The organism is Pseudomonas sp. VI4.1, from assembly GCF_002029345.1.
In the GTDB taxonomy this organism is placed as follows: Bacteria; Pseudomonadota; Gammaproteobacteria; order Pseudomonadales; family Pseudomonadaceae; genus Aquipseudomonas.
Map to the genome: position 1 here is coordinate 87,286 of NZ_MULM01000173.1, position 22,233 is coordinate 109,518.

Genomic DNA, 22,233 nt, shown 5'->3' on the forward strand with positions numbered 1-22,233 from the left:
TCCCACATGGGTCATCAGGTGTTTTCGAGAAGGTTGTGCAAATCGACGAACTGCTGGGTCAGCTTGTGCCGCGGATCGAGATGGATCAGCGGCGTATTGGCCTGATGCGACTCACGCATCCGCACCGAGCTACCCAGATACACCGGCAGCACCGGCAACCCCTCGGCGATCAGTTCGTCGAGTATTTGCTGGGGCAGGCTGGCACGGGCCTGGAACTGGTTGACGACGATGCCTTCGACCTCCAGGCCTTCGTTGTGGTCATCCTTCAACTCTTCGATCTCCGCCAGCAGACCATACAGCGCCTGACGCGAGAAACTGTCGCAATCGAAGGGGATCAGCACGCGGTCAGCGGCGATCAATGCCGAAACCGCATAAAAATTCAACGCTGGCGGCGTATCCAGATAGATGCGGTCATATTCGCCGTCCAGCTCATCGAGCAATTTACGCAACTTGTTGATCTTGTGTTTGGCCTCAAGCTTGGGCTGCAAGTCAGCCAGCTCGGCCGTGGCGGTGATGACGTGGAGGTTGTCGAACGGGGTCTCGTAGATATCGACCTGGCTTTTTTTCGAGAACGGCCCCGAAGACAGCGTCTGCTTGAAGAAATCGGCAATGCCCATCGGGATGTCATTGCCGGTGAGCCCTGTCAGGTACTGGGTGGAGTTGGCCTGGGCATCGAGATCCACCAATAAGGTGCGATAACCCTCGCTGGCGCTGACCGCTGCCAGATTGCAGGCAATGCTCGATTTGCCTACGCCACCTTTCTGATTGAACACCACGCGCCGCATGTAAAGACCTCCGTGTATCAAAGAATGACCGAGTGTAGTAGTCCGCGGCGCTGCTTAGCTACCTCGCCAGCAAAGGGACTACACAGTCAGGGGCGATCTCTTGATGAAAAAGCCGAAAAGTCATCCGTTGATCGAAAAATGAGCCGACAGACATCGCAGGTGCAATATGGATAATGGGCATTCGAAGGCTCGAAGCGTAGTCACCGCTGCTGTTGAGCAAAATGTAACCAGCATTTGCTACGGGCTCGCCGCGCCGCGATAATGCGCGCCACTCGGCGCAAAGCGCCACGTAGCGTCTGTCGCTGTATTTGCGACTCACCGCGTCAAGGAAAGCCCGCAGGGGCGGGATGAATGTCTGTGATCAACTTCAACATCGCCCAATGGCGCGCGTGGGCCCCTGGGCTCGATAGCGTGGACGATTGGCAAGCCTGGTGCCGACAACCGGTCGTGCTCCAGGGCAGCGATGCCGCTCCCGACGTCTCTTTTTTACCGGCCATGCAGCGCCGGCGACTCAGCCGCCTGGCGCGAATGGCATTCAGTGTGGGCTGGCCATTGGCCGAGGGGCGTCAGGACTTACCGCTGGTCTTTATTTCCCGCCATGGCGAAACCCCGCGCACCTTTGAAATCCTCAGCGAACTGGCCGCCGGGCAACCGCTGTCCCCTACCCAATTCAGCCTGTCGGTGCACAACGCGGTCATCGGCCTGTGGTCGATCATGCGTGGCGAAACCAGTGAGATGACGGCCCTCGCGGCAGCCGGCGACGGCCTTGAACACGGCATGCTAGAGGCCGCGGCATTGCTCGCCGAAGGCGCGACGGCAGTTCTGCTGGTGGTCACCGAAGAGCAGCCACCCGAAGCCTATTCCACCTGGATCGACGATGTGCCGTTCCCTTATGCGGTCGGCCTGCTGATCACCCCGGGCAATGACTGGCAGCTGTCCCTGAACAGCAACCCGGATGAGTTGTCCAAAGCTCGCTGGCCCCATGCCCTGGATCTCTTGCGTACCCTGCTTGGCCAGCAGACTACCTGCCAACATGCCTGGAAAAATCGTGTATGGACCTGGCAACGCAACCTGTAACAGATAAAAACCGCGACGCCTATTACTGGCGTCTGCTGGCTACCGCCGCAAGCTTCACCCTGTTCGGGTTGGGCGGGGTGTGCCTGCGCCTGGTGATTTTCCCGCTGCTGAGCTGCCTGCCGGGCGATGCCCAGACGCATCGGTTGCGGGCGCGGCAAACCGTCAGTCGCTGTTTCTGGTTTTTCGTCCGGTTCATGGCCCGCACCGGCGTGCTGACCTACGACATCCAGGGGGCTGAAAAGCTCGGTCGACCGGGGCAGATGATCATCGCCAATCACCCGTCGCTGATCGATGTCGTGTTCCTGATCGGTCTGGTGCGCCATGCCAACTGCGTGGTCAAGCAAAGCCTCTGGGAGAACCCCTTTACCCGCGATCCGCTGCGTCGCACTGAATACATCAGCAACGATGGCAGTATGGACATGCTCGATGCCGCTGCCGATGCGCTGAAAGGTGGCCAGACCCTGATCATCTTTCCCGAAGGCACGCGCACCCGGCCAGGCCACGCGCCTGCCTTTCATCGGGGTGCCGCGGCGATCGCACTGCGCGGTGCGAAAATCCTCACCCCGGTGATCATCAAGGTCAGCCCCACCACATTGACCAAGGCCGAGCCCTGGTATCGGATCCCCAAACGTCGCGTGCACTTCAGTTTCCGTGTCGGGGCCGATATAGACCCACAAGCCTTCGCTGCGCTGGGCCCTGCTCCTCAGGCGTCGCGCAAGCTCAACGATTATCTGCATCATTACTATATCAAGGAGCTCGCCGAAGATGAGCGAACTACACCGTGAAATCAAAGAACTGATCATCGATGCCCTCGGCCTTGAAGACATCAGCGCCGACGACATCGGCGATGACCAGACGCTATTCGGCGAAGGCCTGGGCCTGGATTCGGTCGACGCCCTGGAGCTCGGCCTGGCCATTCAGAAAAAGTACGGCATCAAGATCGACGCCGACGCCAAGGACACGCGCAATCATTTCAGCAACGTGGCGAGCCTTGCGGCGTTCGTCACTGCAAAACAGGCAGCTTGAGACCGGACCATGCAAACTCGTGACGACATTTTCAACACCCTGCGCGATGCCATGGTCGAACTCTTCGAGTTGGACCCCGAGCGTGTGAGCCTCGAATCCAACCTGTATCAGGACCTGGAAATCGACAGCATCGACGCAGTCGACCTGATCGATCACATCAAACGCCAGACCGGCAAGAAAATCGCCGCAGAAGAATTCAAATCGGTGCGTACCGTCAGCGACGTGGTCGAGGCGGTCTACCGTCTGGTTCATCCAGCCGCATGAGTCGATTGATCGGCCTTGGCCTGCTGCTGGCGGGCCTGCTGTACCCCTTTGCGGTGTATTTCGGCATGGAGCATTTTGCCCCGTGGCAGTTCGGTCTGCTGCTGGGCGGCCTGTGGCTGGCCCGGGCCCTGCTCGGTGCGCGCAAGCCAGGCAGCCTGTGGATGGCGATTGGCGCGATCGCTTTTTGCCTGCTGCTGGCGCTGTCGGACAGCCCGCTGTTGCTGCGCTGGTACCCGGTACTGATCAGCGCGTTCATGCTCGGGCTATTTGGCTTGAGCCTGAAATACGGCCCGCCGATGGTCGAACGGCTGGCGCGCATGCGCGAACCGCAACTGCCGGCCAGGGCGATTGTCTATACCCGCCAGGTGACGATCGCCTGGAGTGTGTTCTTCCTCTGTAACGGTTTGCTGGCCGCCGCCCTGACCCTCTGGGCGCCGCTGAGTTGGTGGATGTTGTACACCGGTCTGATTTCCTACGGATTGATGGGCCTGCTGTTTGCCATTGAATGGCTCATTCGACAACGGGTACGAGGCCACTCATGAATTGGACAAAACTTGAGCACCTGTTGCTCAAGGCTCAGCCGGAACGTGCCGTGACGGCAGGGCCGGCGCTGAATCACGCGCAACTGTGCGCGCAGGCATTGAGCCTGGCCGCCGGCCTGCAGGCCCTGGGTGTGCAGCGCATTGCCGTGCACCTGGAAGACGCCGCCGACCTGGCGATCACCCTGCTCGGCGCCTGGCGTGCCGGGGTCAGCGTGCTGCTGCCTGCCGACTTGCAGGCCCAGACTCGCCAGCGTTGGTCAGCGGAAGTCGATCTGTGGCTGACCGATCAGGCCGACGATGCGCACCTGAGTGATTATCGGCATTTGCCACTGAGCGCCGCCACGCTGGATCTGGATCGCTGCCAGCTGAGTTTGTGCACATCCGGTTCCAGCGGTGAACCCAAGCGCATCGACAAAAGCCTGCGCCAGCTGGCCAATGAAGTCGAAGCGCTGGAGCGCCTGTGGGGCGCCGACCTGGGTGAGGCCTGCCTCATCGGCAGCGTTGCCACCCAGCACATCTACGGCCTGCTGTTCCGGGTGTTGTGGCCGTTGTGCGCCGGGCGCTCGTTCGTGCGCAAGCAACTGGCGTTTCCGGAAGATGTGCAGCGCGCCAGCCGTGAACACTCGGCGTTCGCCTGGGTCGCCAGCCCGGCTCTGCTCAAGCGCATGGGTGACAATCTCGACTGGCCGGCCATGAGTGCGGTTCGACGGGTGTTTTCCTCCGGCGGTGCGTTACCGGCCGAGGCGGCTCAACGCCTGCACGACCGCCTGAGCCAATGGCCGACGGAAATCTTCGGCAGCTCGGAAACCGGCGGCATTGCCTGGCGCCAGGGACAGGATTTCTGGCAGCCCTTCGCCGGCATCGAGTTGAGCCAGGACAGCGACGGTGCGCTGCTCGTTGCCTCGCCCTACTTGCCGCCCGACCATATCGAACACACCGCGGACGCCGCACGAATCGCAGCCGATGGCCGTTTCGAATTGCTCGGGCGACTGGACCGGATCGTCAAACTGGAAGAAAAACGTATCTCGCTGCCGATGCTGGAACAGGCGTTGACGGAGCACGAGTGGGTGGCCGAAGCGCGCCTTGGCGTGGTTCAGGAAAATCGTGCGTCATTGGGCGTGCTGGCGGTGCTGAGCGAACTGGGCTTGCATGCCTTGCGCAATCAGGGCCGCCGCACCCTCACGCAAGTATTGCGTGAGCATCTGAGCCTGCATTGCGAAGCCCTCGCCCTGCCACGCCGTTGGCGCCTGCTGCGGCAACTGCCGCTGAACGCCCAAGGCAAACTGCCTCAGGCCGACGTTGAAGCCCTGCTGCTGGCGCCGCGTCCAAAGGCGCCAGAGGTGCTGGAGCAGCTCGAAGTCGATGGCGAATGGAGCCTGCAACTGGCGGTGCCACCGGACCTCGCCTACTTCAGTGGTCATTTCCCCCAGGCCCCGGTATTGCCCGGCGTGGTGCAGGTGGAATGGGCGCTGATGCTGGGTCAGCGATTGATGGACCTGCCGGCAAAATTCGCCGGCATGGAAGTGCTGAAATTCCAGCAACTGGTGCGCCCGGGGGATGAAATCCAACTGCACCTGCGCTTTGACCCGGCACGTGGCAAGCTGTATTTCGCCTATCGCAATGAAACCGCGACCTGTTCCAGCGGGCGGATATTGCTGGAGGCCTCAGCGGATGCATAACCCCTGCGCCGTCATCCCGGTCTACAACCACGAAACCGCCATCACCACGGTGGTCGATGCCGTGCTCGCCAGCGGCTTGCCGTGCCTGCTGGTGGACGACGCCAGCGATAAGGCCTGCGCCGCGGTATTGGATCGACTGGCCCGGCGCGACAACGTGTTCCTGATCCGCCTGGCCTCCAACCAGGGCAAGGGCGCCGCCGTCATGACCGGCTTGCGCGAAGCGGCGCGCCTGGGTTTCAGCCATGCCTTGCAGGTCGATGCCGACGGCCAGCACGACCTGCAGGACGTCGCAACCTTCATCGAACAATCGCGCCAGCACCCCGAGGCGGTGATCTGCGGTTATCCAAAGTACGATGCCAGCGTGCCCAAAGGTCGTTTGTACGCCCGCTACCTGACTCACGTCATGGTCTGGATCAACACCTTGTCGTTGCAGATCCGCGATTCCATGTGCGGTTTTCGCCTCTATCCGTTGGCGCCGACCCTGGCACTGATCGACTCCGCCAAAATTGGCAAGCGCATGGACTTCGACTCGGACATCCTGGTGCGCCTGGCCTGGCGCAACCAGCCGATGCAGTGGCTGCAAACCCGGGTTCACTACCCGCTGGACGGCGTCTCGCATTTCCGCATGTTCCGCGACAACGTGCTGATCACGAGCATGCACACCCGCCTGTTCTTCGGCATGTTATGGCGGGCCCCGGTGATCCTCTGGCGGCGGTGGCGAGCATGAGCGCAGACCGACAACACTGGGCCGACCGCCAGGAGCGCGGCAGTTTCTGGTTGATGAAGCTCACGGCGTTCGGCGCCAGGGTGCTTGGCCGCCGACTGCTGAGCCCGCTGCTGTACGGCATTGTCCTGTACTTTTTTGTGTTCGGTCGCAGCGCCCGCCACAGTGCCTGGCAATACCAGCAACGGCTCGCCGACTGGAGCGGTCGCAGCGAATTGCGCCCGACCCATTGGCGAGTGTTCGGCCAGTTCATGGCGTTCGCCGATTCCATGCTCGACAAACTCGATGTGTGGAATGGCAAGCTGAGCATCGAGCAGATCGAAATCATCGACCCGGCGCTGCTGCGCAATCAATTGCGCGGCACACGCGGGCAGATGCTGGTGGGTGCGCACCTGGGCAACCTCGAGGTCTGCCGCGCACTGGCGGAGATCGGCGAGAAGGTCACCATGAACGTACTGGTGCACACCAAGCACGCCGAGCAATTCAATCGCCTGCTGGGTGAAGCGGGTGCGACCAACCTGCGGCTGATTCAGGTCAGTGAACTCGACCCGGTCATCATGTTGCAACTGCATGAACGCCTGGAGCGCGGCGAGTGGCTGGCGATCGCCGGCGACCGCGTGCCGCTGCACGGCGGGCGCAGCGTGACCGTGGATTTTCTCGGTCAACAAGCCGCGTTCCCTCAGGGCCCGTGGTTGCTGGCCGGTTTGCTCAAATGCCCGATCAATCTGCTGATGTGCCTGAAAAAGCCGACGGGCCAATATCGGGTGACCCTCGAACCGTTCACCGAAGCCGTGGTGTGGAAGCGCAGCGACCGCGAGCAGGTCATTCATCAGTGGGCGACCCGCTACGCCGAACGCCTGGGTCACTATTGCCTGCAAGCGCCCCAACAATGGTTCAATTTCTACCCTTTCTGGAAGACCGATGACGACGTCAACGCTTGAGCCGGTAACCTTCGGCGAACTCCCTCTGCGCATCGAAGACGTGCTGGCCCTGGCCAACCGTCAGGTGCCGACGCAGTTGCAAGGCGACCCCGCGTTCCGCGAGCGTATCGCCAAGGGTGCGCGATTCCTCGACTCCCTGCTGGACAAGGAAGGCGTGATCTACGGCGTGACCACCGGTTACGGCGATTCCTGCGTGGTCGCGGTGCCGCTGCATCACGTCGAGGCCCTGCCCCGTCATCTGTACACCTTCCACGGCTGCGGCCTGGGCAAGCTGCTCGACGCCCAGGCTACGCGCGCGGTGCTCGCAGCGCGGCTGCAGTCGCTATGCCAAGGTGTTTCCGGGGTTCGCGTAGAACTGCTGGAACGCCTGCACGCCTTCCTCGAACACGACATCCTGCCGCTGATCCCGGAAGAGGGCTCGGTGGGCGCCAGCGGTGATCTGACGCCGCTGTCCTATGTGGCCGCGACCCTGTCCGGCGAGCGCGAAGTGCTGTTCCAAGGTGAACGCCGACAAGCCGCCGACGTGCACCGCGAACTCGGTTGGCAACCGCTGGTACTGCGCCCGAAAGAAGCCCTGGCGCTGATGAACGGCACCGCGGTCATGACCGGCCTGGCGTGCCTGGCCTTTGCCCGCGCCGATTACCTGCTGCAACTGGCGACCCGCATCACCGCGCTGAACGTGGTCGCGCTGCAAGGCAACCCGGAGCATTTCGACGAGCGCCTGTTCGCCGCCAAGCCGCACCCGGGGCAGATGCAAGTCGCCGCCTGGCTGCGCAAAGACCTGGCGATCGACGCACCGACCGCGCCGTTGCATCGCCTGCAGGACCGTTATTCCCTGCGTTGCGCGCCCCACGTCCTCGGCGTCTTGGCGGACAGCCTGAACTGGCTGCGCTCGTTTATCGAGATCGAGCTCAATAGCGCCAACGACAACCCGATCATCGACGCCGAAGCCGAACGTGTGCTGCACGGCGGGCACTTCTATGGCGGCCACATCGCGTTCGCCATGGACAGCCTGAAAAACCTGGTGGCCAACGTCGCCGACCTGCTTGACCGTCAACTCGCCCTGCTGGTGGACGAGCGTTACAACCACGGCTTGCCGAGCAACCTGTCCGGCGCCACCGCCGACCGGGCGATGCTCAACCACGGGTTCAAGGCGGTGCAGATCGGCACCAGCGCCTGGACGGCCGAAGCGCTGAAAAACACCATGCCGGCCAGCGTCTTCTCGCGCTCCACCGAATGCCACAACCAGGACAAGGTCAGCATGGGTACCATTGCCGCCCGGGACGCGATCCGCGTGCTGGAACTGACCGAACAGGTCGCCGCCGCCACGCTGCTGGCGGCCAATCAGGGCGTCTGGCTGCGCGGCATGGCTGAAGATGCGCGGCCCTTGCCACCCGCCCTGGCCGCCATGCACGAGGCACTGGCCAAGGACTTTGCGCCGGTCATCGAAGACCGTGCCCTGGAGGGCGAATTGCGCCTGTGCCTGAAACGTATTGCCGAACAACACTGGAGGCTGCATGCGTAGCAAGGGCGTGCTTCATGCCGATACGGAAATCCTGGTGCCGTTCTTTGACGTCGACACCATGAACGTCGTCTGGCACGGCCATTACGTCAAATACCTGGAAGTCGCCCGCTGTGCGCTGCTGGACAGGATCGGCCACAACTACGACGCCATGGTTGCCTCGGGTTACGCCTGGCCGGTGATCGACTTGCAGTTGCGCTATGTGCGCGGCGCCGTGTTCGGTCAGAAGCTGAATGTGCGGGCCAACCTGGTGGAATGGGAGAACCGTCTGAAGATCAGCTACCTGATCAGCGATCTGCACACCGGCGAACGCCTGACCCGTGCCAGTTCCGTGCAGGTTGCCGTCGACATGGGCAGCCGTGAAATGCAATTGGCTTCGCCCAAGGTCTTCACCGACGCCGTAGAGAGGGCCCTGCCATGATTGACTGCCACCCCGCCCCCCTGTGGGAGCGGGCTTGCTCGCGATGGTCGTTAACGATGACGCTCGACACCTGACACTCCGCGGCGCTCTCAGGTTTTTCGCGAGCAAGCTCGCTCCTACAGTGTTCTGCGTGTTACTGAGCATTCCTGGGTTGGCCAACGCATTTGATTTGCAGCAGTTGAGCGATCAGTTGAGCAGGCCCGAGGTGATCCACGGCAACTTCATCCAGGAAAAACACCTGCGCGCCCTGCCCCGGCCGCTGACCAGCAAGGGCACCTTTGTCCTGGCGAAAAATCACGGCCTGCTGTGGCTGCTGAAAACCCCGCTGCAACAGGATTACCGCATTAACACCAAGGGCATTGCCCGGCGCGACGCCAACGGTTGGCAAATGCTCCCGGGCAAGAGCGCCGGCGCCGAGCAGAACCGCTTGTTCCTCGCCGTGCTGCAAGGCGACAGCAGCGGACTGCAACGGGACTTCGAGCTGTCCCTGAGCGGCGATGCACAGAACTGGACACTGACCCTGCTGCCGCGCTCGATGCTGCTCAAGCAGGTGTTCAATCAGATCAATATCACCGGCGGTGAACTGGTGCACAGCATCCAGCTGCTCGAAACCCAGGGCGACAGCACGCTGTTGCGCATGCAGGACAGCACCAGCGCTCAACCCTTGAGCGAAGCGGAGCAACATGACTTTGCCGAGTGAACGGAAGCTGCCGTGGCTGTTTCTGCTCCTGCTGCTGGCGGTGCTCGCGCTCGCCGGTTGGCAATGGCGTGACGGCGCACCGCTGTCGGCCAACCTGATGGAACTGGTGCCGGGCACGGCACCGGATGCGCTGGAATTGCGTGCCGAACAACGCATGCAAGAACCGCTGAACCGCGAAATGCTGGTGCTGGTCGGCCACAAGGATCGCCCGCAAGCCATCGCCATGGCGCAGACACTGGGTGAGCAGTGGCAGGCCAGCGGTTTGTTCGAAAAGGTCCAGTGGAACCTGCAGGCGGACTTGCCGGCGTTGCGCACGCAATTGCTGCAAGGTCGCCTGGCGATGCTCTCGGCGACCGATCGACAACAACTGATCGAGCACCCCGACGCGTTTATCCAGCAACGGGTCCAGGCACTGTTCGACCCCTTCACCGGCTTCAGCCTGGTGCCGAGCGAGGATGACTGGCTGGGCCTGACCGGGCGCATCCAGAACAGCCAGCCGCAACACGGCTCCGTGCAACTGGACATCGGCAGCGGTGCGTTGGTCGCCGATGCCGACGGCAAGAGCTGGGTGCTGCTGCGGGCGCGGACCACCGGCAACGCCTTCGACATGAACCTGCCGCTGCAAGTGGCCGATCTGCTCCAGCAGGGCCGGGAACAAGCCGCCCATGCCGACGTGCAATTGCTGGCCGCCAGTGGCTTGCTCTACGCCGCCAGCGGTCAACGGCAAGCCACCCGGGAAATGACCTGGGTCGGCGGCGGCGCCACGGCGGGCATTCTGTTGCTGCTGTTGCTGGCCTTCCGGCGCTGGCGGGTGTTGCTGGCGTTTGTGCCGGTGCTGGTGGGCATGCTGTTCGGTGCCGTGGCCTGCGTGGCGATGTTCGGGCACATGCACGTGATGACCCTGGTGCTCGGCTCCAGCCTGATCGGCGTCGCTGTCGATTACCCGCTGCATTACCTGTCCAAGAGCTGGAGCCTGAAACCCTGGCACAGCTGGCCGGCGTTGCGCCTGACCCTGCCGGGGCTGACGCTGAGCCTGATCACCAGTTGCATCGGCTACCTGGCCCTGGCCTGGACGCCATTCCCGGCGCTGACCCAGATTGCAGTGTTCTCCGCCGCCGGTCTGGTGGGTGCCTACCTGTGTGCGGTGTGCCTGTTGCCGGCACTGCTCAAGGGCGTCGAGCTGCGCCCGGCGCAGTGGCCGCTGCGAGTCGCCGAATTTTTACTGGAACGCCGTGAAGCGCTGCTGAACATTGCGCGCACCCCGGTGTTGCTGGCGCTGCTGATTGCTTTTTGTGTGGGCGGACTGTTGCAGCTCGAAGCCCGCAACGATATTCGCCAGTGGGTCGGCGCACCGCAGCAATTGACCGACGAAGCCCAGGCCATTGCGCGCATCACCGGTTATCAACCCACCAGCCAGTTCTTCCTGGTGCGCGCGGCCAATCAACAGCAACTGCTGGAGCGCCAGGCAGCGCTGGGCGAGCGGCTGGATCAACTGGTCAACCTGGACAAACTCAAGGGTTATCTGTCACTCAATCAACTGGTCAGCCCGCCGAGCGAACAGGTGCGGGTGCGTGAGGCCTTGAACAAACTTGCGCAATTCTGGCACCCCTTGCTCGACCTCGGCGTGCCGGCTGCAGCGCTGCAAGCGGAACTGGCAAGGCTGCAGGCGCTGCCGATCGAAGACATCGACGCGGCGCTGGTCGGTCCTTTGGCCGAACCTTATCGCGTCCTGTGGCTAGGCCCCATCGAAGACGGCGTAGCGGCGCTGGTCAGCCTGCAAGGCCTGAACAACCCTTCCCTGTTGCGGGTCCAGGCCATGGATTTGCCAGGCGTGGAACTGGTGGATCGCCTCGGCGAATTGAACGAGGTTTTCGCCGATACCCAAGTCAGTGCCGCTGAACTGAAACTCGCCTCCTGTGCGTTGATCGTGCTGGTACTGATCCTGCCGTTCGGCCTGGGTGGCGCACTGCGCATCGTCGCCCTGCCACTGCTGGCGGCGCTTTGCAGCCTGGCCAGTCTCGGCTGGCTCGGGCAACCGTTGACGCTGTTCAGTCTGTTCGGCCTGCTGCTGGTCACGGCCATCAGCGTCGACTACGCGATCCTGATGCGCGAACAGGTCGGCGGTGTCGCCGTGAGCCTGCTGGGCACCTTGCTGGCGGCGCTGACCACCTGGCTGTCGTTCGGGCTGCTGGCCGTGTCCAGTACGCCGGCGGTGAGCAACTTCGGTCTGTCGGTGAGCCTCGGCCTGGCCTTCAGCTTCATCCTCGCACCCTGGGCTGGACGACATGTCCATGCGGGCGCGGTCACGGAGCCGGCAGCATGATGGTCGTCCTGTTCTGGCTCATGGCCCTGGCACTGTTCGCCGTGGCCACCCGTGTCGGGCGTCACTTCGGCGTGATCCCGATCGTCAGCCAGTTGCTGCTGGCCACCTTCGGCCTGCCGTTGCTGATGTTCTTTTGGATCGAGCCTCAATGGCAACTGAGCGGTGCCGCCCTGGTGGCGCCGGCCTGGCTGAAAAATCTCTACAGCCTGAGCTTTGCCTTGCTGTTGGGGCATATTCTCAGCGACGTGATCGACCTGCGACTCGACCGCCAGAGCCTGAAAATCGCCCTGCCGAGTTTCTGCATTCCGTTCACCTGCGGGCTCGCGACAGCGGTCTGGCTGTTACCGCCGCAACCCTGGATCAGTTCCCTGGCGGTCGGCCTGCTGTTCGCCATCACCGCCATTCCGGTGTTGTATCTGTACCTGCGGCACATCCAATACCCGCCTGCCGCCACCCGGCGCCTGGTGCAGACCGCCATCCTCATCGACCTCACCTGCTGGACCCTGTTCGCCATCGCCCAGGGCAGCCTGCACCTGAGCAGCCTGCTGGTGCCGTTGGCCGCGGCCTGCCTGCCATTACTGTTGCGCCTGCTGCGTCTGCGCCAACCGTTGTTGCACAGCGTCTGCTTCTTCGCGCTATTGGTCGCGGCGGAGCACTTCAAGCTCAATGCACTGATCGTCGGCATTGGCTATCTGTTGTGCATGGCCGTGCTCAAGGTGCCGCTGGTGCTGCCGTTGCCGGTGATCTGGCTGAGTCACGTGCAGACGTATGTCGCGATCCCGCTGATCCTCACGTTCGGCATCGTGCAGATCAACGTCCACGCGGCCCTGTCCAGCCTTGGCTGGGTGCAACTGACGGCGCTGTTGCTGTTGCCGATCATCAGCAAACTGCTGGGCAACTGGCTGGGCCTTGGCTGGGCCGGCGCCTCGTTCGAAGGCGCCAGCCGCTGGCGGGAAAGTATCCTGCTCAATATCCGTGGCTTGAGCGAGATCGTGTTTCTCAACCTGTTGCTGCAACAACAGCTCATCAGCCCGGCGCTGTATTTTGCGCTGATGGTGATGGGCCTGATCGCCACACTGCTGCCGGCGCTCGCCGGCATGCACCGAACCCGCTTGAACATCGCCGTCCCGGCAAGGAGCTCCAGTGCCAACAGTTGAAATGGAACGTCGCCAGGTTGTGGTGATCGGTGCGGGGCCCTCGGGCGCCATCGCCGCCGCGCTGCTCAAGCGCAAAGGCCACGACGTGCTGATGATCGAACGCCAGCACTTCCCGCGGTTTTCCATCGGTGAAAGCCTGCTGTCCCACTGCCTGGATTTCGTCGAGGAAGCCGGCATGCTCGAGGCGGTGAACGCCGCCGGGTTCCAGCTGAAAAACGGTGCGGCATTCGCCTGGGGCGAGCACTACAGCGCCTTCGATTTCGGTGACACCTTCGGCGACGGCAAGCCCACCACCTTTCAGGTCCAGCGCGCCGACTTCGACAAGCTGCTGGCAGATCAGGCGGCACTCCAGGGCGTGGAAGTGCGCTACGGCAAAGCGATCGTCAGTGCCGATTTCACCTTGCCCAGACCGCAACTGGATGTGCAGCGCGAAGACGGCAGCCAGTACCGCGTCGAAGCCGATTTCGTGCTCGACGCCAGCGGCTACGGTCGCGTGCTGCCGCGCTTGCTCGACCTGGAGGCGCCGTCGAATTTCCCTGTGCGCCAGGCGGTGTTTACCCACGTCGAAGACCATATCGACCACCCGGCTTTCGAGCGGGAAAAAATCCTCATCACCACCCATCCGATCCATCGCGACATCTGGTTCTGGACCATTCCTTTCAGCAATGGTCGTTGTTCGGTAGGCGTGGTGGCGGCAGCCGAACATTTCGCAGGCCGTACCGAGAATCTCGACGACTGCCTGCGCGGGTTCATCGCTGAAACCCCAAGCCTGTCCGGCGTACTGAACAACGCCGTGTGGGATACCCCGGCGCGGACCATCGGCGGTTATTCGGCCAACGTCAAAACCCTCCACGGGCCGGGCTTTGCCTTGCTGGGCAACGCCGCCGAGTTCCTCGACCCGGTGTTCTCCTCCGGCGTGACCATCGCCATGCGTTCGGCAAGCATGGCCGCCGCGGTGCTGCACCGTCAGTTGCAAGGCGAAAGCGTCGACTGGCAAACCGAGTTCGCCGCACCGCTCAAGCGTGGCGTCGACACCTTTCGTTGCTATGTCGAAGGCTGGTACGCCGGCACCTTCCAGGATGTGATTTATCATGAGGGCGGCTCGCCCGACATCCGCCGCATGATCAGCTCGATCCTTGCCGGTTATGCCTGGGACGAGCGCAATCCGTTCGTCGCCGAACCCCGGCGTCGCCTGCGAATGCTGTCGGAACTCTGTGCAAGGGATGCCACGTGAGTCTTGGAAGGTGCTGTTTGATGTTTACTCTCACAGGGTGTGCAATGGTGATGCGATCGCTGCTACTCGGCGCAGTCCTGCTGCTGAGCGCCTGTGCCAGCCGGGCGCCCCTGCCCGAGCAAATCCCGAACCTGGCGCTGCCGCTGCAATTGCACATCCAGCGGCTCGAGGCCGGGCAACGTCAGGACTGGGTCCTGGTGATCCAGCGCGAAGGCCCCGGCATTCGCTGGTCGATGATGGACCTGTTGGGCATTCCCCAGGCACGGCAGAAACTGGTCGACGGCGAGTGGCAGTCCGACGGTCTGCTGCCACCCAATCCGCAAGCGCGGGAACTGTTCGCCGCGTTGCTGTTTGCGCTGACGCCCAAGGAAGAACTCCCAGGCAACTACCCTGCGGCCTGGCAACACGGTTCGCAACGCTCCCTGCCCTCGCACTGGGACGTCCGTTATTCACAACCGATGAGCTTTGAATTGAACCTGCCCAAAGGCCCGAGTTATCAAGTCACACCCCTCAACGGGGAGGCGCCATGACGGCTTATCTGAACGCTCTCGGGGTGGTTTGCGCCCTGGGCCGCGACAAGCACGAAGTCGCCCGCAACCTGTTTGCCGGCGACTGCTCCGGCATGCGCCACGAGGCCGGCTGGGTGGCGGAGCGCTCGCTGCCAGTGGCGGCGGTACACGCTGAGTTGCCGCCGATCCCACCTGGGCTCGCCGAGCAAAGCAGTCGCAACAATCAATTGCTGATGCAAGCCGCGCTGCAGATTCGCGAAGCCATCGACCAGGCGATCCAGACCTGTGGCCGCGATCGTATCGGTATCGTTCTGGGCACCAGCACCTCGGGCATCGATGAAGCCAGTCGCGGGTTGGCTCATTACATTCGTGAGCATGAGTTTCCGGCCGATTACGACTATCAACAGCAGGAACTCGGCGCGCCGGCGAACTTCCTCGCCGACTGGCTGCAATTGAGCGGCCCGGCCTATGTGATTTCCACCGCCTGCACCTCCAGCGCCCGGGCGTTGATGAGTGCCCAGCGCCTGTTGGACCTGGGTCTTTGCGATGCCGTGTTGTGCGGCGGTGTCGACACATTGTGCAAACTGACCCTCAACGGGTTCTCGGCGCTGGAAGCGGTCTCCGAACAACGCTGCAATCCGTTCTCGGTCAACCGAAACGGCATCAACATCGGCGAAGCGGCGGCGCTGTTTCTGATGACTAAAAGTGTCGGTGACGGCCAGCCGATTGCTCTGCTGGGCAGCGGCGCCAGCTCCGACGCGCACCACATTTCCGCGCCGGAACCGACCGGCCGTGGTGCCTTGCAAGCCATGCGCAAGGCCCTGAGCCGCGCCAACCTGCAACCCGGGCAGATCGATTACCTGAACCTGCACGGCACCGCCACCCAACACAACGACGCCATGGAAAGCCTGGCGGTGACGGCGCTGTTCCCCCATGGCGTACCCTGCTCCTCGACCAAACCGATGACCGGCCACACCCTGGGCGCTGCCGGCGCCCTGGAAGCGGCGTTCTGCTGGCTGAGCCTGAGCACGCAGAACCGCGAGCACGCCCTGCCGCCGCATATCTGGGATGGCCAGCCCGACCCCGAACTGCCAGCCCTGAAGTGGGTGACCCCGGCCGATCGCCTGACGTCCATTGCACCTCGCTACCTGATGAGCAACTCCTTCGCCTTCGGTGGCAATAACGTCAGCCTGATTATCGGAGACGCCCCATGATTGACTGGCCGCTCGCCGAACTGCTGCCGCATGCTGGCGACATGATCCTGATCGAACAGATCCTGTCGTTCGATGACGAGCAGATTCACACTCGCCTCACCGTCAGGCCAAACGGTCTGTTCAGCTGTCCCGACGGCAGCATGCCGGCCTGGGTCGGTATCGAACTAATGGCCCAGAGCGTTGCCGCCTATGCCGGCTGCCATGCGCGCCAGCGCGGCGATGCGGTCGCGCTGGGGTTCCTGCTTGGCACGCGAAAATTCGAGTGCAACGTCGAACACTTTCCCGCTGGCACCGAGCTGACCATCCATGGGTTGCGCTCGCTGGAGGATGACAACGGCATGGGCGTGTTCGAATGCCACATCAACGCTCCCGGCATCCACGCTACCGCCCGTCTGAACGTGTTCCGCCCGCCTCAGGCCGCCCACTATCTTCATGAACCCCAAGGAGTCCAGTCATGACTGAATCCGTACTGGTCACCGGTTCCAGCCGTGGCATCGGCCGCGCCATCGCGTTGCGCCTGGCTCAGGCCGGGCATGACATCGTGCTGCATTGCCGCAGCGGCCTGGCGGACGCCGTCGCGGTGCAAGCCGAGGTCGAGGCCCTGGGGCGCACTGCGCGCATCCTGCAATTCGACGTGTCCGACCGCGCCGCTTGCAAAGCCATTCTTGAAGCCGACGTGGAAACCCACGGCGCCTATTACGGCGTGGTGTTGAACGCCGGCCTGACCCGCGACGGTGCTTTTCCGGCCCTGAGCGAGGATGATTGGGATGTGGTGATGCGCACCAATCTCGACGGCTTCTACAACGTGCTGCACCCGGTGATGATGCCGATGATTCGTCGGCGCGCCGCCGGGCGCATTGTCTGCATTACCTCGGTGTCCGGGTTGATCGGCAACCGTGGCCAGGTCAACTACAGCGCCTCCAAGGCCGGTCTGATCGGCGCGGCGAAGGCATTGGCGATCGAACTCGGCAAGCGCAAAATCACCGTCAACTGTGTCGCACCCGGCCTGATCGACACCGCGATGCTCGACGAACACGTGCCGGTGGAAGAACTGATGAAAATGATCCCCGCACAACGCATGGGCACGCCTGAAGAAGTGGCTGGCGCGGTGAATTTCCTGATGTCGGCGGAAGCCTCGTACATCACCCGGCAAGTGCTGGCCGTCAATGGAGGCCTGTGCTGATGAAGCGCGTCGTCGTCACCGGCATGGCCGGCATCACGTCACTGGGCAGCGATTGGGCGACCATCGCCGGCAACTTCGCGGCCAACCGCAGCGGTATTCGCCGGATGGACGAATGGGATCGTTTCACCGAACTCAACACGCGCCTGGCGGGGCCTATCGATGACTTCAAAGTGCCGAGCCACTGGACCCGCAAGCAACTGCGCAGCATGGGCCGCGTCTCGCGGCTTGCGGTGGGTGCTGCCGAGCAAGCGTTGGCCGACGCCGGATTGCTCGGCAACGAATTGATCAAGGACGGGCGCATGGGTGTGGCCTGTGGCTCGTCCACCGGTAGCACCGACGAAATCAAGGCCTTCGGCAACATGTTGCTCAACTCGGTGGCCGAGGGCCTGAACGCCAACTCCTACGTGCGCATGATGCCGCACACCACCGCGGCGAACATCAGCATCTTCTTCGGCCTGACCGGGCGCCTGATTCCGACCTCCAGCGCCTGCACCAGCGGCAGCCAGGGCATCGGCTATGCGTACGAGTCGGTCAAATTCGGGCGCCTGCCGCTGATGCTCGCCGGCGGCGCCGAAGAGCTGTGCCCCACCGAAGCCATGGTGTTCGATGCGCTCTACGCCACCAGCCTGAAAAACGATGCCCCGCAAACCAGCCCTCGCCCCTATGACACCGGGCGCGATGGCCTGGTGATCGGCGAAGGCGCTGGCATGCTGGTCCTCGAGGAACTGGAACACGCCCTGGCCCGCGGCGCGCATATCCATGCCGAACTCGTCGGCTTCGGCAGCAATGCCGACGGCCAGCACGCCACCCGCCCAGAGCAGTCCACCATGCGCCGGGCCATGGAACTGGCCCTGGAAGACGCCGGGCTACAGCCTTCGGACATCGGCTACGTGAATGGTCATGGCACGGCAACCGAACAGGGCGACATCGCTGAAACACTGGCGACCAACAGCCTGTTCGGCGAACACATGCCAATCAGCTCGCAAAAAAGCTTCCTCGGCCACACCCTGGGCGCCTGCGGTGCGCTGGAGTCCTGGTTCAGCATCGAAATGATGAACCGCGACCTGTACGTGCACACCTTCAACCTCGACGAGGTCGACCCGAAGTGCGGCAAGCTCGATTATCTGCGCGGCGAGTTTCGGCAGATGAGCAATCAGTATGTTATGAATAATAATTTTGCGTTTGGCGGGGTGAATACCTCGCTGATTTTTCGGCGGTGGGTGTAGCCAGGTGGTTCAACGTTTTCAGTACCACCAGAACGACAAAGGGCGCCTTTCGGCGCCCCTTCACAAACAGGTCGGCTTGTCATCGCCCTTGACCTGCCTGGCTCTGCGATGGCTGGTTACCCAGGATCCTCAGAGTCTCACAAGCCCCTTTCGGGAACATGGATAGTATTGCCCGGAATGGCGTGATGGACAACAGGTGGCAACTCGCCTGTCTGTGTTGCAATCGGCCCCATTACAGACCCAGCGCCTTACGCACCGCGACTTTGATTGCGTAAAACTCATCTGTATCAAGTTGTGAAATGACGTAAACACGCTTTCCCTGGTGATCTCGGCGTTTGATCCGGTCGAGTCGGGAAAGGCTCACGGTCGCAATCATGTCGCATTTTGCCCAACAGACCGGACTGGCGCCTTGTAGATGACTATGAAGTTCCAGATGGTGCTCAAGCATATGATCCGGGGCGGTGGTACTCAGCGGCACAACGGTTACCAGTAAGCTATTGGATCTGTGTTTTCTTATAACGACAACAGGCCTGATCTTGACCATTTCAGGGACTTCATAGCCCCTGAAGTCACAGATCAGCACGCTGCCTTCCTTGGGTTGATATAAAAGTGGCATCCATGGCACCCGTCAAAAGAAATTGATTCTGCGCAGGAATCGGGCAAAGCACTAAGTCGAATGCGTTACTTGGAGTGTCTCCTCTTGAAGTGTTTCACAGGCGTATCCCAGCAGGGTTTGATTGTCGATGCCGGGGGCGATGAGGAAGATTTTGCTCGGCGTGCGTGTCTCGGAATCGGTTGATCCCGAAAGAGAGACTGGCTCGGTATCCGGCGGGTTCGGAGTTGGCTTTATCATTGGGAAGGTAATCCTGTTAGTAGTGCCGCAACTTGTTTCGCTACTAAACGGAAGGGTGGCAGCTGTGCGCAAGTTAGTAGACCGGACACCGACCCAAATCCGGCGCACCCAAGGGCGCCATGGGCACAGCTACCATCAAGTGCAGGCGTATGCCTGACTGAACGACGCTTGTGCATTCGTTTGGGAAGGAAAACCGGGCTACTAAACCCGATCACTGGGAATCAGTGACACGAATCAAGTTACCGGCGGCCCCCAAGGTGCACAAGCCGGCGGATTCTGGATTAGTGGTAGGCAACACCGCAAGGCGCTGTAGCCTCTCCAAATTACTTCGGAAACGTCCTACAGCAAGCGGTATATCTTCCGATAGGGTGAATACTTCATCGTCATAGACAACTGCCATTTTTAGTGTTCTTGCGGGCGCCTTCGCGGGCAAGCCCGCTCCCACAGGGTTTGGCAGTGTGGCGAAAATCGTATTCACATTGCTGAACCCTGTGGGGTGGGCTTGGCCGCGATTGACGCGGGCCGCGTTCGGACGAAGCCGTCACGGTTTGAGCGGCTCCACCTTGCGCGTCAGCAATTCTACAAACGCCTTGGCCATCGGCGACTTCTGATCCTTGCGCTGGGCCAGCCACACCGCCGACACCGCCGCTGGATCCAGCAGCGGCCGATACACTACGCCATCAATGCGCATCTGCTGATAAGACGCCGGCAGTACCGATACCCCCAATCCCGCCGCGACCAGACCGATAATCGTCATCGCCTCGCCCGCCTCTTGCGCGAAGTGCGGGTTGAAGCCGGCATCCCGGGCCAGGCTGAGCAATTGTGCGTACAGGCCGCTGCCGTAGCTGCGCGGGAAGAATACGAAGGGTTCAAGGGCCAGGGCCGAGAGGAATAATCCCTCTTCGCTATCGGCCACCAATGGATGCTTGGAGCTGAGGACCGCCACCAGTGGCTCGCGCATCAGCTCCACCATGCTCAGTGAGTCTGGCAGACTCAGCGGCCGCATGATGCCAACTTCGATCGATCCGTCCACCAGGGCGACGGCCACCTGGGTGCTGCTCATTTCCCGCAGATTCAAGTGCACTGCCGGAAACCGTTGGCGAAACGAAAAGATGGCCTGAGGGATGGTCGAGTTGAAGGGCGCAGACGAGGTAAAGCCAATCTTCAACTCACCCAACTCACCCAGCTGCGCCCGCCGTGCAACATCCGCCGCTTTATCCACCTGAGCCAACACCAGCCGCGCCTCTTCCAGAAACAATCGACCGGCCTCACTCAGCTCGACCCGACGATTGGTCCGTTCGAACAGCCGCGCCCCCACTTCCTCCTCCAGCGCCTGGATTTGCTGGCTTAGCGGTGGTTGGGAAATACCCAGCACCTGGGCGGCGCGGCCGAAATGCAGTTCTTCGGCAACGGCGATGAAGTAGCGCAGGTGACGTAATTCCATGAAAACCTCATTAGGTCGCAAAACCTCTCAAACAGGTCGAACAATATATTGGATTGAATCATTAGGCAGCTATATGCTTTTTCCAGTGCCTGACCGGCTGCGCTCTCCGAGGTCTGAAGTGAAAACTGCTGTCGCTCCACTCGCCCATGAAATTCCGCCCGCCGTGCAGGACGATGTCGTCGCGCAGGTGCAGGACATTTACATCGAAAAAGGCACGCCGCTGTTCATGCGCACGGTGCTGGCACTGTTCTCTGGCGGCTTCGCGACCTTCGCCCTGCTTTATTGCGTGCAACCGATGATGCCGCTGCTGTCCCACGAGTACGCCATCAACGCGGCCCAGAGCAGCCTGATTCTGTCGGTGGCCACTGGCATGCTCGCCATTGGCTTGTTGATAACGGGCCCCCTCTCCGACCGCATAGGGCGTAAACCGGTCATGGTGGCGGCGTTGTTCGCGGCGGCGCTGTGCACCATCGCCAGCTCCATGATGCCGAGCTGGCACGGCGTGTTGCTCATGCGCGCGTTGATCGGGCTGTCATTGAGCGGTCTGGCCGCGGTGGCCATGACTTACCTGAGTGAAGAGATCCACCCGCAGCACATCGGCCTGGCCATGGGCCTGTACATCGCCGGCAACGCGATCGGCGGGATGAGCGGACGCTTGATTACCGGGGTGTTGATCGACTTCATCAGCTGGCACGCGGCGATGCTGGTGATCGGCGGCCTCGCGCTGATCGCGGCGGCGGTGTTCTGGAAAATTCTCCCCGAGTCGCGCAACTTCCGCCCTCGCTCATTGCACCCGCGCAGCCTGCTCGACGGCTTCACCATGCACTTTCGCGATGCCGGCCTGCCGCTGTTGTTCCTCGAAGCCTTTGTGCTGATGGGCGCGTTCGTCACCCTGTTCAACTATATCGGCTATCGCTTGCTGGCCGAGCCGTATCACCTGGATCAGGCCTTTGTCGGGCTGCTCTCGGTGGTGTACCTGTCGGGCATTTACAGCTCGGCGAAAGTCGGCGCCCTGGCCGACAAACTCGGCCGGCGCAAAATGCTCTGGGCCACCATCGTGCTGATGATCGCCGGCCTGGCCCTGACCCTGTTCACGTCATTGCCGCTGGTGATCGTCGGCATGCTGATTTTTACCTTCGGCTTCTTCGGCGCCCATTCGGTGGCCAGCAGCTGGATCGGCCGCCGCGCGCTCAAGGCCAAGGGGCAGGCGTCGTCGCTGTACCTGTTCAGCTATTACGCCGGGTCGAGCATTGCCGGCACGGCGGGTGGGGTGTTCTGGCATTTGGGCGGGTGGAACGGGATTGGCCTGTTCATTGGCGGATTGCTGGTCATTGCGCTGTTGGTGGCGTTGAAACTGGCGAAGTTGCCGCCGCTGACCGGCGTAAAAGCCTGACGCGGAACCCTGTGGG

Annotated in this window: 23 protein-coding genes; 20 read left to right on the plus strand and 3 right to left on the minus strand. The window is 62.2% G+C overall.

The window, feature by feature from the left end; genetic code table 11:
* Positions 1-14: 14 nt before the first annotated feature.
* A complete protein-coding gene (locus tag BZ163_RS24155; RefSeq protein ID WP_128872903.1) occupies positions 15-785 on the minus strand; it encodes a ParA family protein in 771 nt (256 codons plus the stop codon).
* A 351-nt stretch (positions 786-1,136) separates the two neighbouring features.
* Here BZ163_RS24155 and BZ163_RS24160 point away from each other — a divergent pair, with 351 nt between their 5' ends.
* From BZ163_RS24160 to BZ163_RS24250, 19 genes are read left to right on the plus strand one after another with little or no spacing between them, the layout of a single operon-like run.
* Positions 1,137-1,862 carry a beta-ketoacyl synthase chain length factor gene (locus BZ163_RS24160; RefSeq protein WP_128872904.1) on the plus strand — a complete coding sequence of 242 codons (726 nt, stop codon included), beginning with the start codon at positions 1,137-1,139 and terminating at the stop codon, positions 1,860-1,862.
* The gene (locus BZ163_RS24165) at positions 1,838-2,647 is read left to right on the plus strand and encodes a 1-acyl-sn-glycerol-3-phosphate acyltransferase (protein WP_128872905.1); all 810 of its coding nucleotides are present in this window, start codon (positions 1,838-1,840) and stop codon (positions 2,645-2,647) included. The genes BZ163_RS24160 and BZ163_RS24165 overlap by 25 nt, the downstream gene beginning before the upstream one ends.
* On the plus strand, positions 2,628-2,888 hold the full coding sequence (locus tag BZ163_RS24170) for a phosphopantetheine-binding protein (protein ID WP_128872906.1): 261 nt from the start codon (positions 2,628-2,630) through the stop codon (positions 2,886-2,888). The genes BZ163_RS24165 and BZ163_RS24170 overlap by 20 nt, the downstream gene beginning before the upstream one ends.
* Positions 2,889-2,897: 9 nt before the next feature.
* The gene (locus tag BZ163_RS24175) at positions 2,898-3,152 is read left to right on the plus strand and encodes an acyl carrier protein (RefSeq protein WP_128872907.1); all 255 of its coding nucleotides are present in this window, start codon (positions 2,898-2,900) and stop codon (positions 3,150-3,152) included.
* Positions 3,149-3,694 carry a hypothetical protein gene (locus BZ163_RS24180; protein ID WP_128872908.1) on the plus strand — a complete coding sequence of 182 codons (546 nt, stop codon included), beginning with the start codon at positions 3,149-3,151 and terminating at the stop codon, positions 3,692-3,694. Before BZ163_RS24175 ends, BZ163_RS24180 begins: the two co-directional genes overlap by 4 nt.
* Positions 3,691-5,373 (plus strand): acyl-CoA synthetase family protein, encoded by a 1,683-nt coding sequence (locus BZ163_RS24185; protein ID WP_128872909.1) that lies wholly within the window; start codon positions 3,691-3,693, stop codon positions 5,371-5,373. The genes BZ163_RS24180 and BZ163_RS24185 overlap by 4 nt, the downstream gene beginning before the upstream one ends.
* Positions 5,366-6,100: a glycosyltransferase family 2 protein gene (locus BZ163_RS24190; protein WP_128872910.1), complete on the plus strand. Its 735-nt coding sequence runs from the start codon at positions 5,366-5,368 to the stop codon at positions 6,098-6,100. The genes BZ163_RS24185 and BZ163_RS24190 overlap by 8 nt, the downstream gene beginning before the upstream one ends.
* Positions 6,097-7,038 carry a glycosyl transferase gene (locus tag BZ163_RS24195; RefSeq protein ID WP_128872911.1) on the plus strand — a complete coding sequence of 314 codons (942 nt, stop codon included), beginning with the start codon at positions 6,097-6,099 and terminating at the stop codon, positions 7,036-7,038. Before BZ163_RS24190 ends, BZ163_RS24195 begins: the two co-directional genes overlap by 4 nt.
* Complete coding sequence (hutH, locus tag BZ163_RS24200; protein ID WP_128872912.1) at positions 7,019-8,563, plus strand: histidine ammonia-lyase; 1,545 nt, start codon at positions 7,019-7,021, stop codon at positions 8,561-8,563. The genes BZ163_RS24195 and hutH overlap by 20 nt, the downstream gene beginning before the upstream one ends.
* Positions 8,556-8,981 carry a thioesterase family protein gene (locus BZ163_RS24205; RefSeq protein ID WP_128872913.1) on the plus strand — a complete coding sequence of 142 codons (426 nt, stop codon included), beginning with the start codon at positions 8,556-8,558 and terminating at the stop codon, positions 8,979-8,981. The genes hutH and BZ163_RS24205 overlap by 8 nt, the downstream gene beginning before the upstream one ends.
* Before the next feature lie 43 nt (positions 8,982-9,024).
* Complete coding sequence (locus BZ163_RS24210) at positions 9,025-9,681, plus strand: outer membrane lipoprotein carrier protein LolA (protein ID WP_128872938.1); 657 nt, start codon at positions 9,025-9,027, stop codon at positions 9,679-9,681.
* On the plus strand, positions 9,665-12,004 hold the full coding sequence (locus BZ163_RS24215; RefSeq protein ID WP_128872914.1) for an MMPL family transporter: 2,340 nt from the start codon (positions 9,665-9,667) through the stop codon (positions 12,002-12,004). Before BZ163_RS24210 ends, BZ163_RS24215 begins: the two co-directional genes overlap by 17 nt.
* A complete protein-coding gene (locus BZ163_RS24220; protein WP_128872915.1) occupies positions 12,001-13,161 on the plus strand; it encodes a sodium:proton antiporter in 1,161 nt (386 codons plus the stop codon). Before BZ163_RS24215 ends, BZ163_RS24220 begins: the two co-directional genes overlap by 4 nt.
* The gene (locus BZ163_RS24225; protein ID WP_128872916.1) at positions 13,148-14,395 is read left to right on the plus strand and encodes an NAD(P)/FAD-dependent oxidoreductase; all 1,248 of its coding nucleotides are present in this window, start codon (positions 13,148-13,150) and stop codon (positions 14,393-14,395) included. The genes BZ163_RS24220 and BZ163_RS24225 overlap by 14 nt, the downstream gene beginning before the upstream one ends.
* A gap of 47 nt (positions 14,396-14,442) precedes the next feature.
* Positions 14,443-14,925 (plus strand): hypothetical protein, encoded by a 483-nt coding sequence (locus BZ163_RS24230; protein ID WP_128872939.1) that lies wholly within the window; start codon positions 14,443-14,445, stop codon positions 14,923-14,925.
* Positions 14,922-16,118 (plus strand): beta-ketoacyl-[acyl-carrier-protein] synthase family protein, encoded by a 1,197-nt coding sequence (locus tag BZ163_RS24235; RefSeq protein WP_128872917.1) that lies wholly within the window; start codon positions 14,922-14,924, stop codon positions 16,116-16,118. Before BZ163_RS24230 ends, BZ163_RS24235 begins: the two co-directional genes overlap by 4 nt.
* Positions 16,115-16,576, plus strand: coding sequence for a hotdog family protein (locus tag BZ163_RS24240; protein ID WP_128872918.1), 462 nt, complete (start codon positions 16,115-16,117; stop codon positions 16,574-16,576). The genes BZ163_RS24235 and BZ163_RS24240 overlap by 4 nt, the downstream gene beginning before the upstream one ends.
* Positions 16,573-17,301 (plus strand): 3-oxoacyl-ACP reductase FabG, encoded by a 729-nt coding sequence (fabG, locus tag BZ163_RS24245; RefSeq protein ID WP_128872919.1) that lies wholly within the window; start codon positions 16,573-16,575, stop codon positions 17,299-17,301. The genes BZ163_RS24240 and fabG overlap by 4 nt, the downstream gene beginning before the upstream one ends.
* Complete coding sequence (locus tag BZ163_RS24250; protein ID WP_128872920.1) at positions 17,301-18,527, plus strand: beta-ketoacyl-ACP synthase; 1,227 nt, start codon at positions 17,301-17,303, stop codon at positions 18,525-18,527. The genes fabG and BZ163_RS24250 overlap by 1 nt, the downstream gene beginning before the upstream one ends.
* A 232-nt stretch (positions 18,528-18,759) precedes the next feature.
* On the opposite strand, the gene BZ163_RS24255 is transcribed toward BZ163_RS24250, so the two are convergent.
* Together BZ163_RS24255 and BZ163_RS24265 are read right to left on the minus strand one after the other, a co-directional pair.
* Positions 18,760-19,143 carry a type II toxin-antitoxin system PemK/MazF family toxin gene (locus BZ163_RS24255; RefSeq protein ID WP_128872921.1) on the minus strand — a complete coding sequence of 128 codons (384 nt, stop codon included), beginning with the start codon at positions 19,141-19,143 and terminating at the stop codon, positions 18,760-18,762.
* Positions 19,144-19,921: 778 nt separating this feature from the next.
* Complete coding sequence (locus BZ163_RS24265) at positions 19,922-20,824, minus strand: LysR family transcriptional regulator (protein ID WP_128872923.1); 903 nt, start codon at positions 20,822-20,824, stop codon at positions 19,922-19,924.
* 118 nt (positions 20,825-20,942) lie between these two features.
* On the opposite strand from BZ163_RS24265, the gene BZ163_RS24270 reads away from it, so the two are divergent.
* Complete coding sequence (locus tag BZ163_RS24270) at positions 20,943-22,217, plus strand: MFS transporter (protein WP_128872924.1); 1,275 nt, start codon at positions 20,943-20,945, stop codon at positions 22,215-22,217.
* Positions 22,218-22,233: the final 16 nt, after the last annotated feature.

Bases quoted from the DNA above. Each gene is read 5' to 3' on its own strand.
- BZ163_RS24155 (WP_128872903.1), bottom strand. From the start codon at position 785: ATGCGGCGCGTGGTGTTCAATCAGAAAGGTGGCGTAGGCAAATCGAGC.
- BZ163_RS24160 (WP_128872904.1), top strand. From the start codon at position 1,137: ATGTCTGTGATCAACTTCAACATCGCCCAATGGCGCGCGTGGGCCCCT.
- BZ163_RS24165 (WP_128872905.1), top strand. From the start codon at position 1,838: ATGGACCTGGCAACGCAACCTGTAACAGATAAAAACCGCGACGCCTAT.
- BZ163_RS24170 (WP_128872906.1), top strand. From the start codon at position 2,628: ATGAGCGAACTACACCGTGAAATCAAAGAACTGATCATCGATGCCCTC.
- BZ163_RS24175 (WP_128872907.1), top strand. From the start codon at position 2,898: ATGCAAACTCGTGACGACATTTTCAACACCCTGCGCGATGCCATGGTC.
- BZ163_RS24180 (WP_128872908.1), top strand. From the start codon at position 3,149: ATGAGTCGATTGATCGGCCTTGGCCTGCTGCTGGCGGGCCTGCTGTAC.
- BZ163_RS24185 (WP_128872909.1), top strand. From the start codon at position 3,691: ATGAATTGGACAAAACTTGAGCACCTGTTGCTCAAGGCTCAGCCGGAA.
- BZ163_RS24190 (WP_128872910.1), top strand. From the start codon at position 5,366: ATGCATAACCCCTGCGCCGTCATCCCGGTCTACAACCACGAAACCGCC.
- BZ163_RS24195 (WP_128872911.1), top strand. From the start codon at position 6,097: ATGAGCGCAGACCGACAACACTGGGCCGACCGCCAGGAGCGCGGCAGT.
- hutH (WP_128872912.1), top strand. From the start codon at position 7,019: ATGACGACGTCAACGCTTGAGCCGGTAACCTTCGGCGAACTCCCTCTG.
- BZ163_RS24205 (WP_128872913.1), top strand. From the start codon at position 8,556: ATGCGTAGCAAGGGCGTGCTTCATGCCGATACGGAAATCCTGGTGCCG.
- BZ163_RS24210 (WP_128872938.1), top strand. From the start codon at position 9,025: ATGGTCGTTAACGATGACGCTCGACACCTGACACTCCGCGGCGCTCTC.
- BZ163_RS24215 (WP_128872914.1), top strand. From the start codon at position 9,665: ATGACTTTGCCGAGTGAACGGAAGCTGCCGTGGCTGTTTCTGCTCCTG.
- BZ163_RS24220 (WP_128872915.1), top strand. From the start codon at position 12,001: ATGATGGTCGTCCTGTTCTGGCTCATGGCCCTGGCACTGTTCGCCGTG.
- BZ163_RS24235 (WP_128872917.1), top strand. From the start codon at position 14,922: ATGACGGCTTATCTGAACGCTCTCGGGGTGGTTTGCGCCCTGGGCCGC.
- BZ163_RS24240 (WP_128872918.1), top strand. From the start codon at position 16,115: ATGATTGACTGGCCGCTCGCCGAACTGCTGCCGCATGCTGGCGACATG.
- fabG (WP_128872919.1), top strand. From the start codon at position 16,573: ATGACTGAATCCGTACTGGTCACCGGTTCCAGCCGTGGCATCGGCCGC.
- BZ163_RS24250 (WP_128872920.1), top strand. From the start codon at position 17,301: ATGAAGCGCGTCGTCGTCACCGGCATGGCCGGCATCACGTCACTGGGC.
- BZ163_RS24255 (WP_128872921.1), bottom strand. From the start codon at position 19,143: ATGCCACTTTTATATCAACCCAAGGAAGGCAGCGTGCTGATCTGTGAC.
- BZ163_RS24265 (WP_128872923.1), bottom strand. From the start codon at position 20,824: ATGGAATTACGTCACCTGCGCTACTTCATCGCCGTTGCCGAAGAACTG.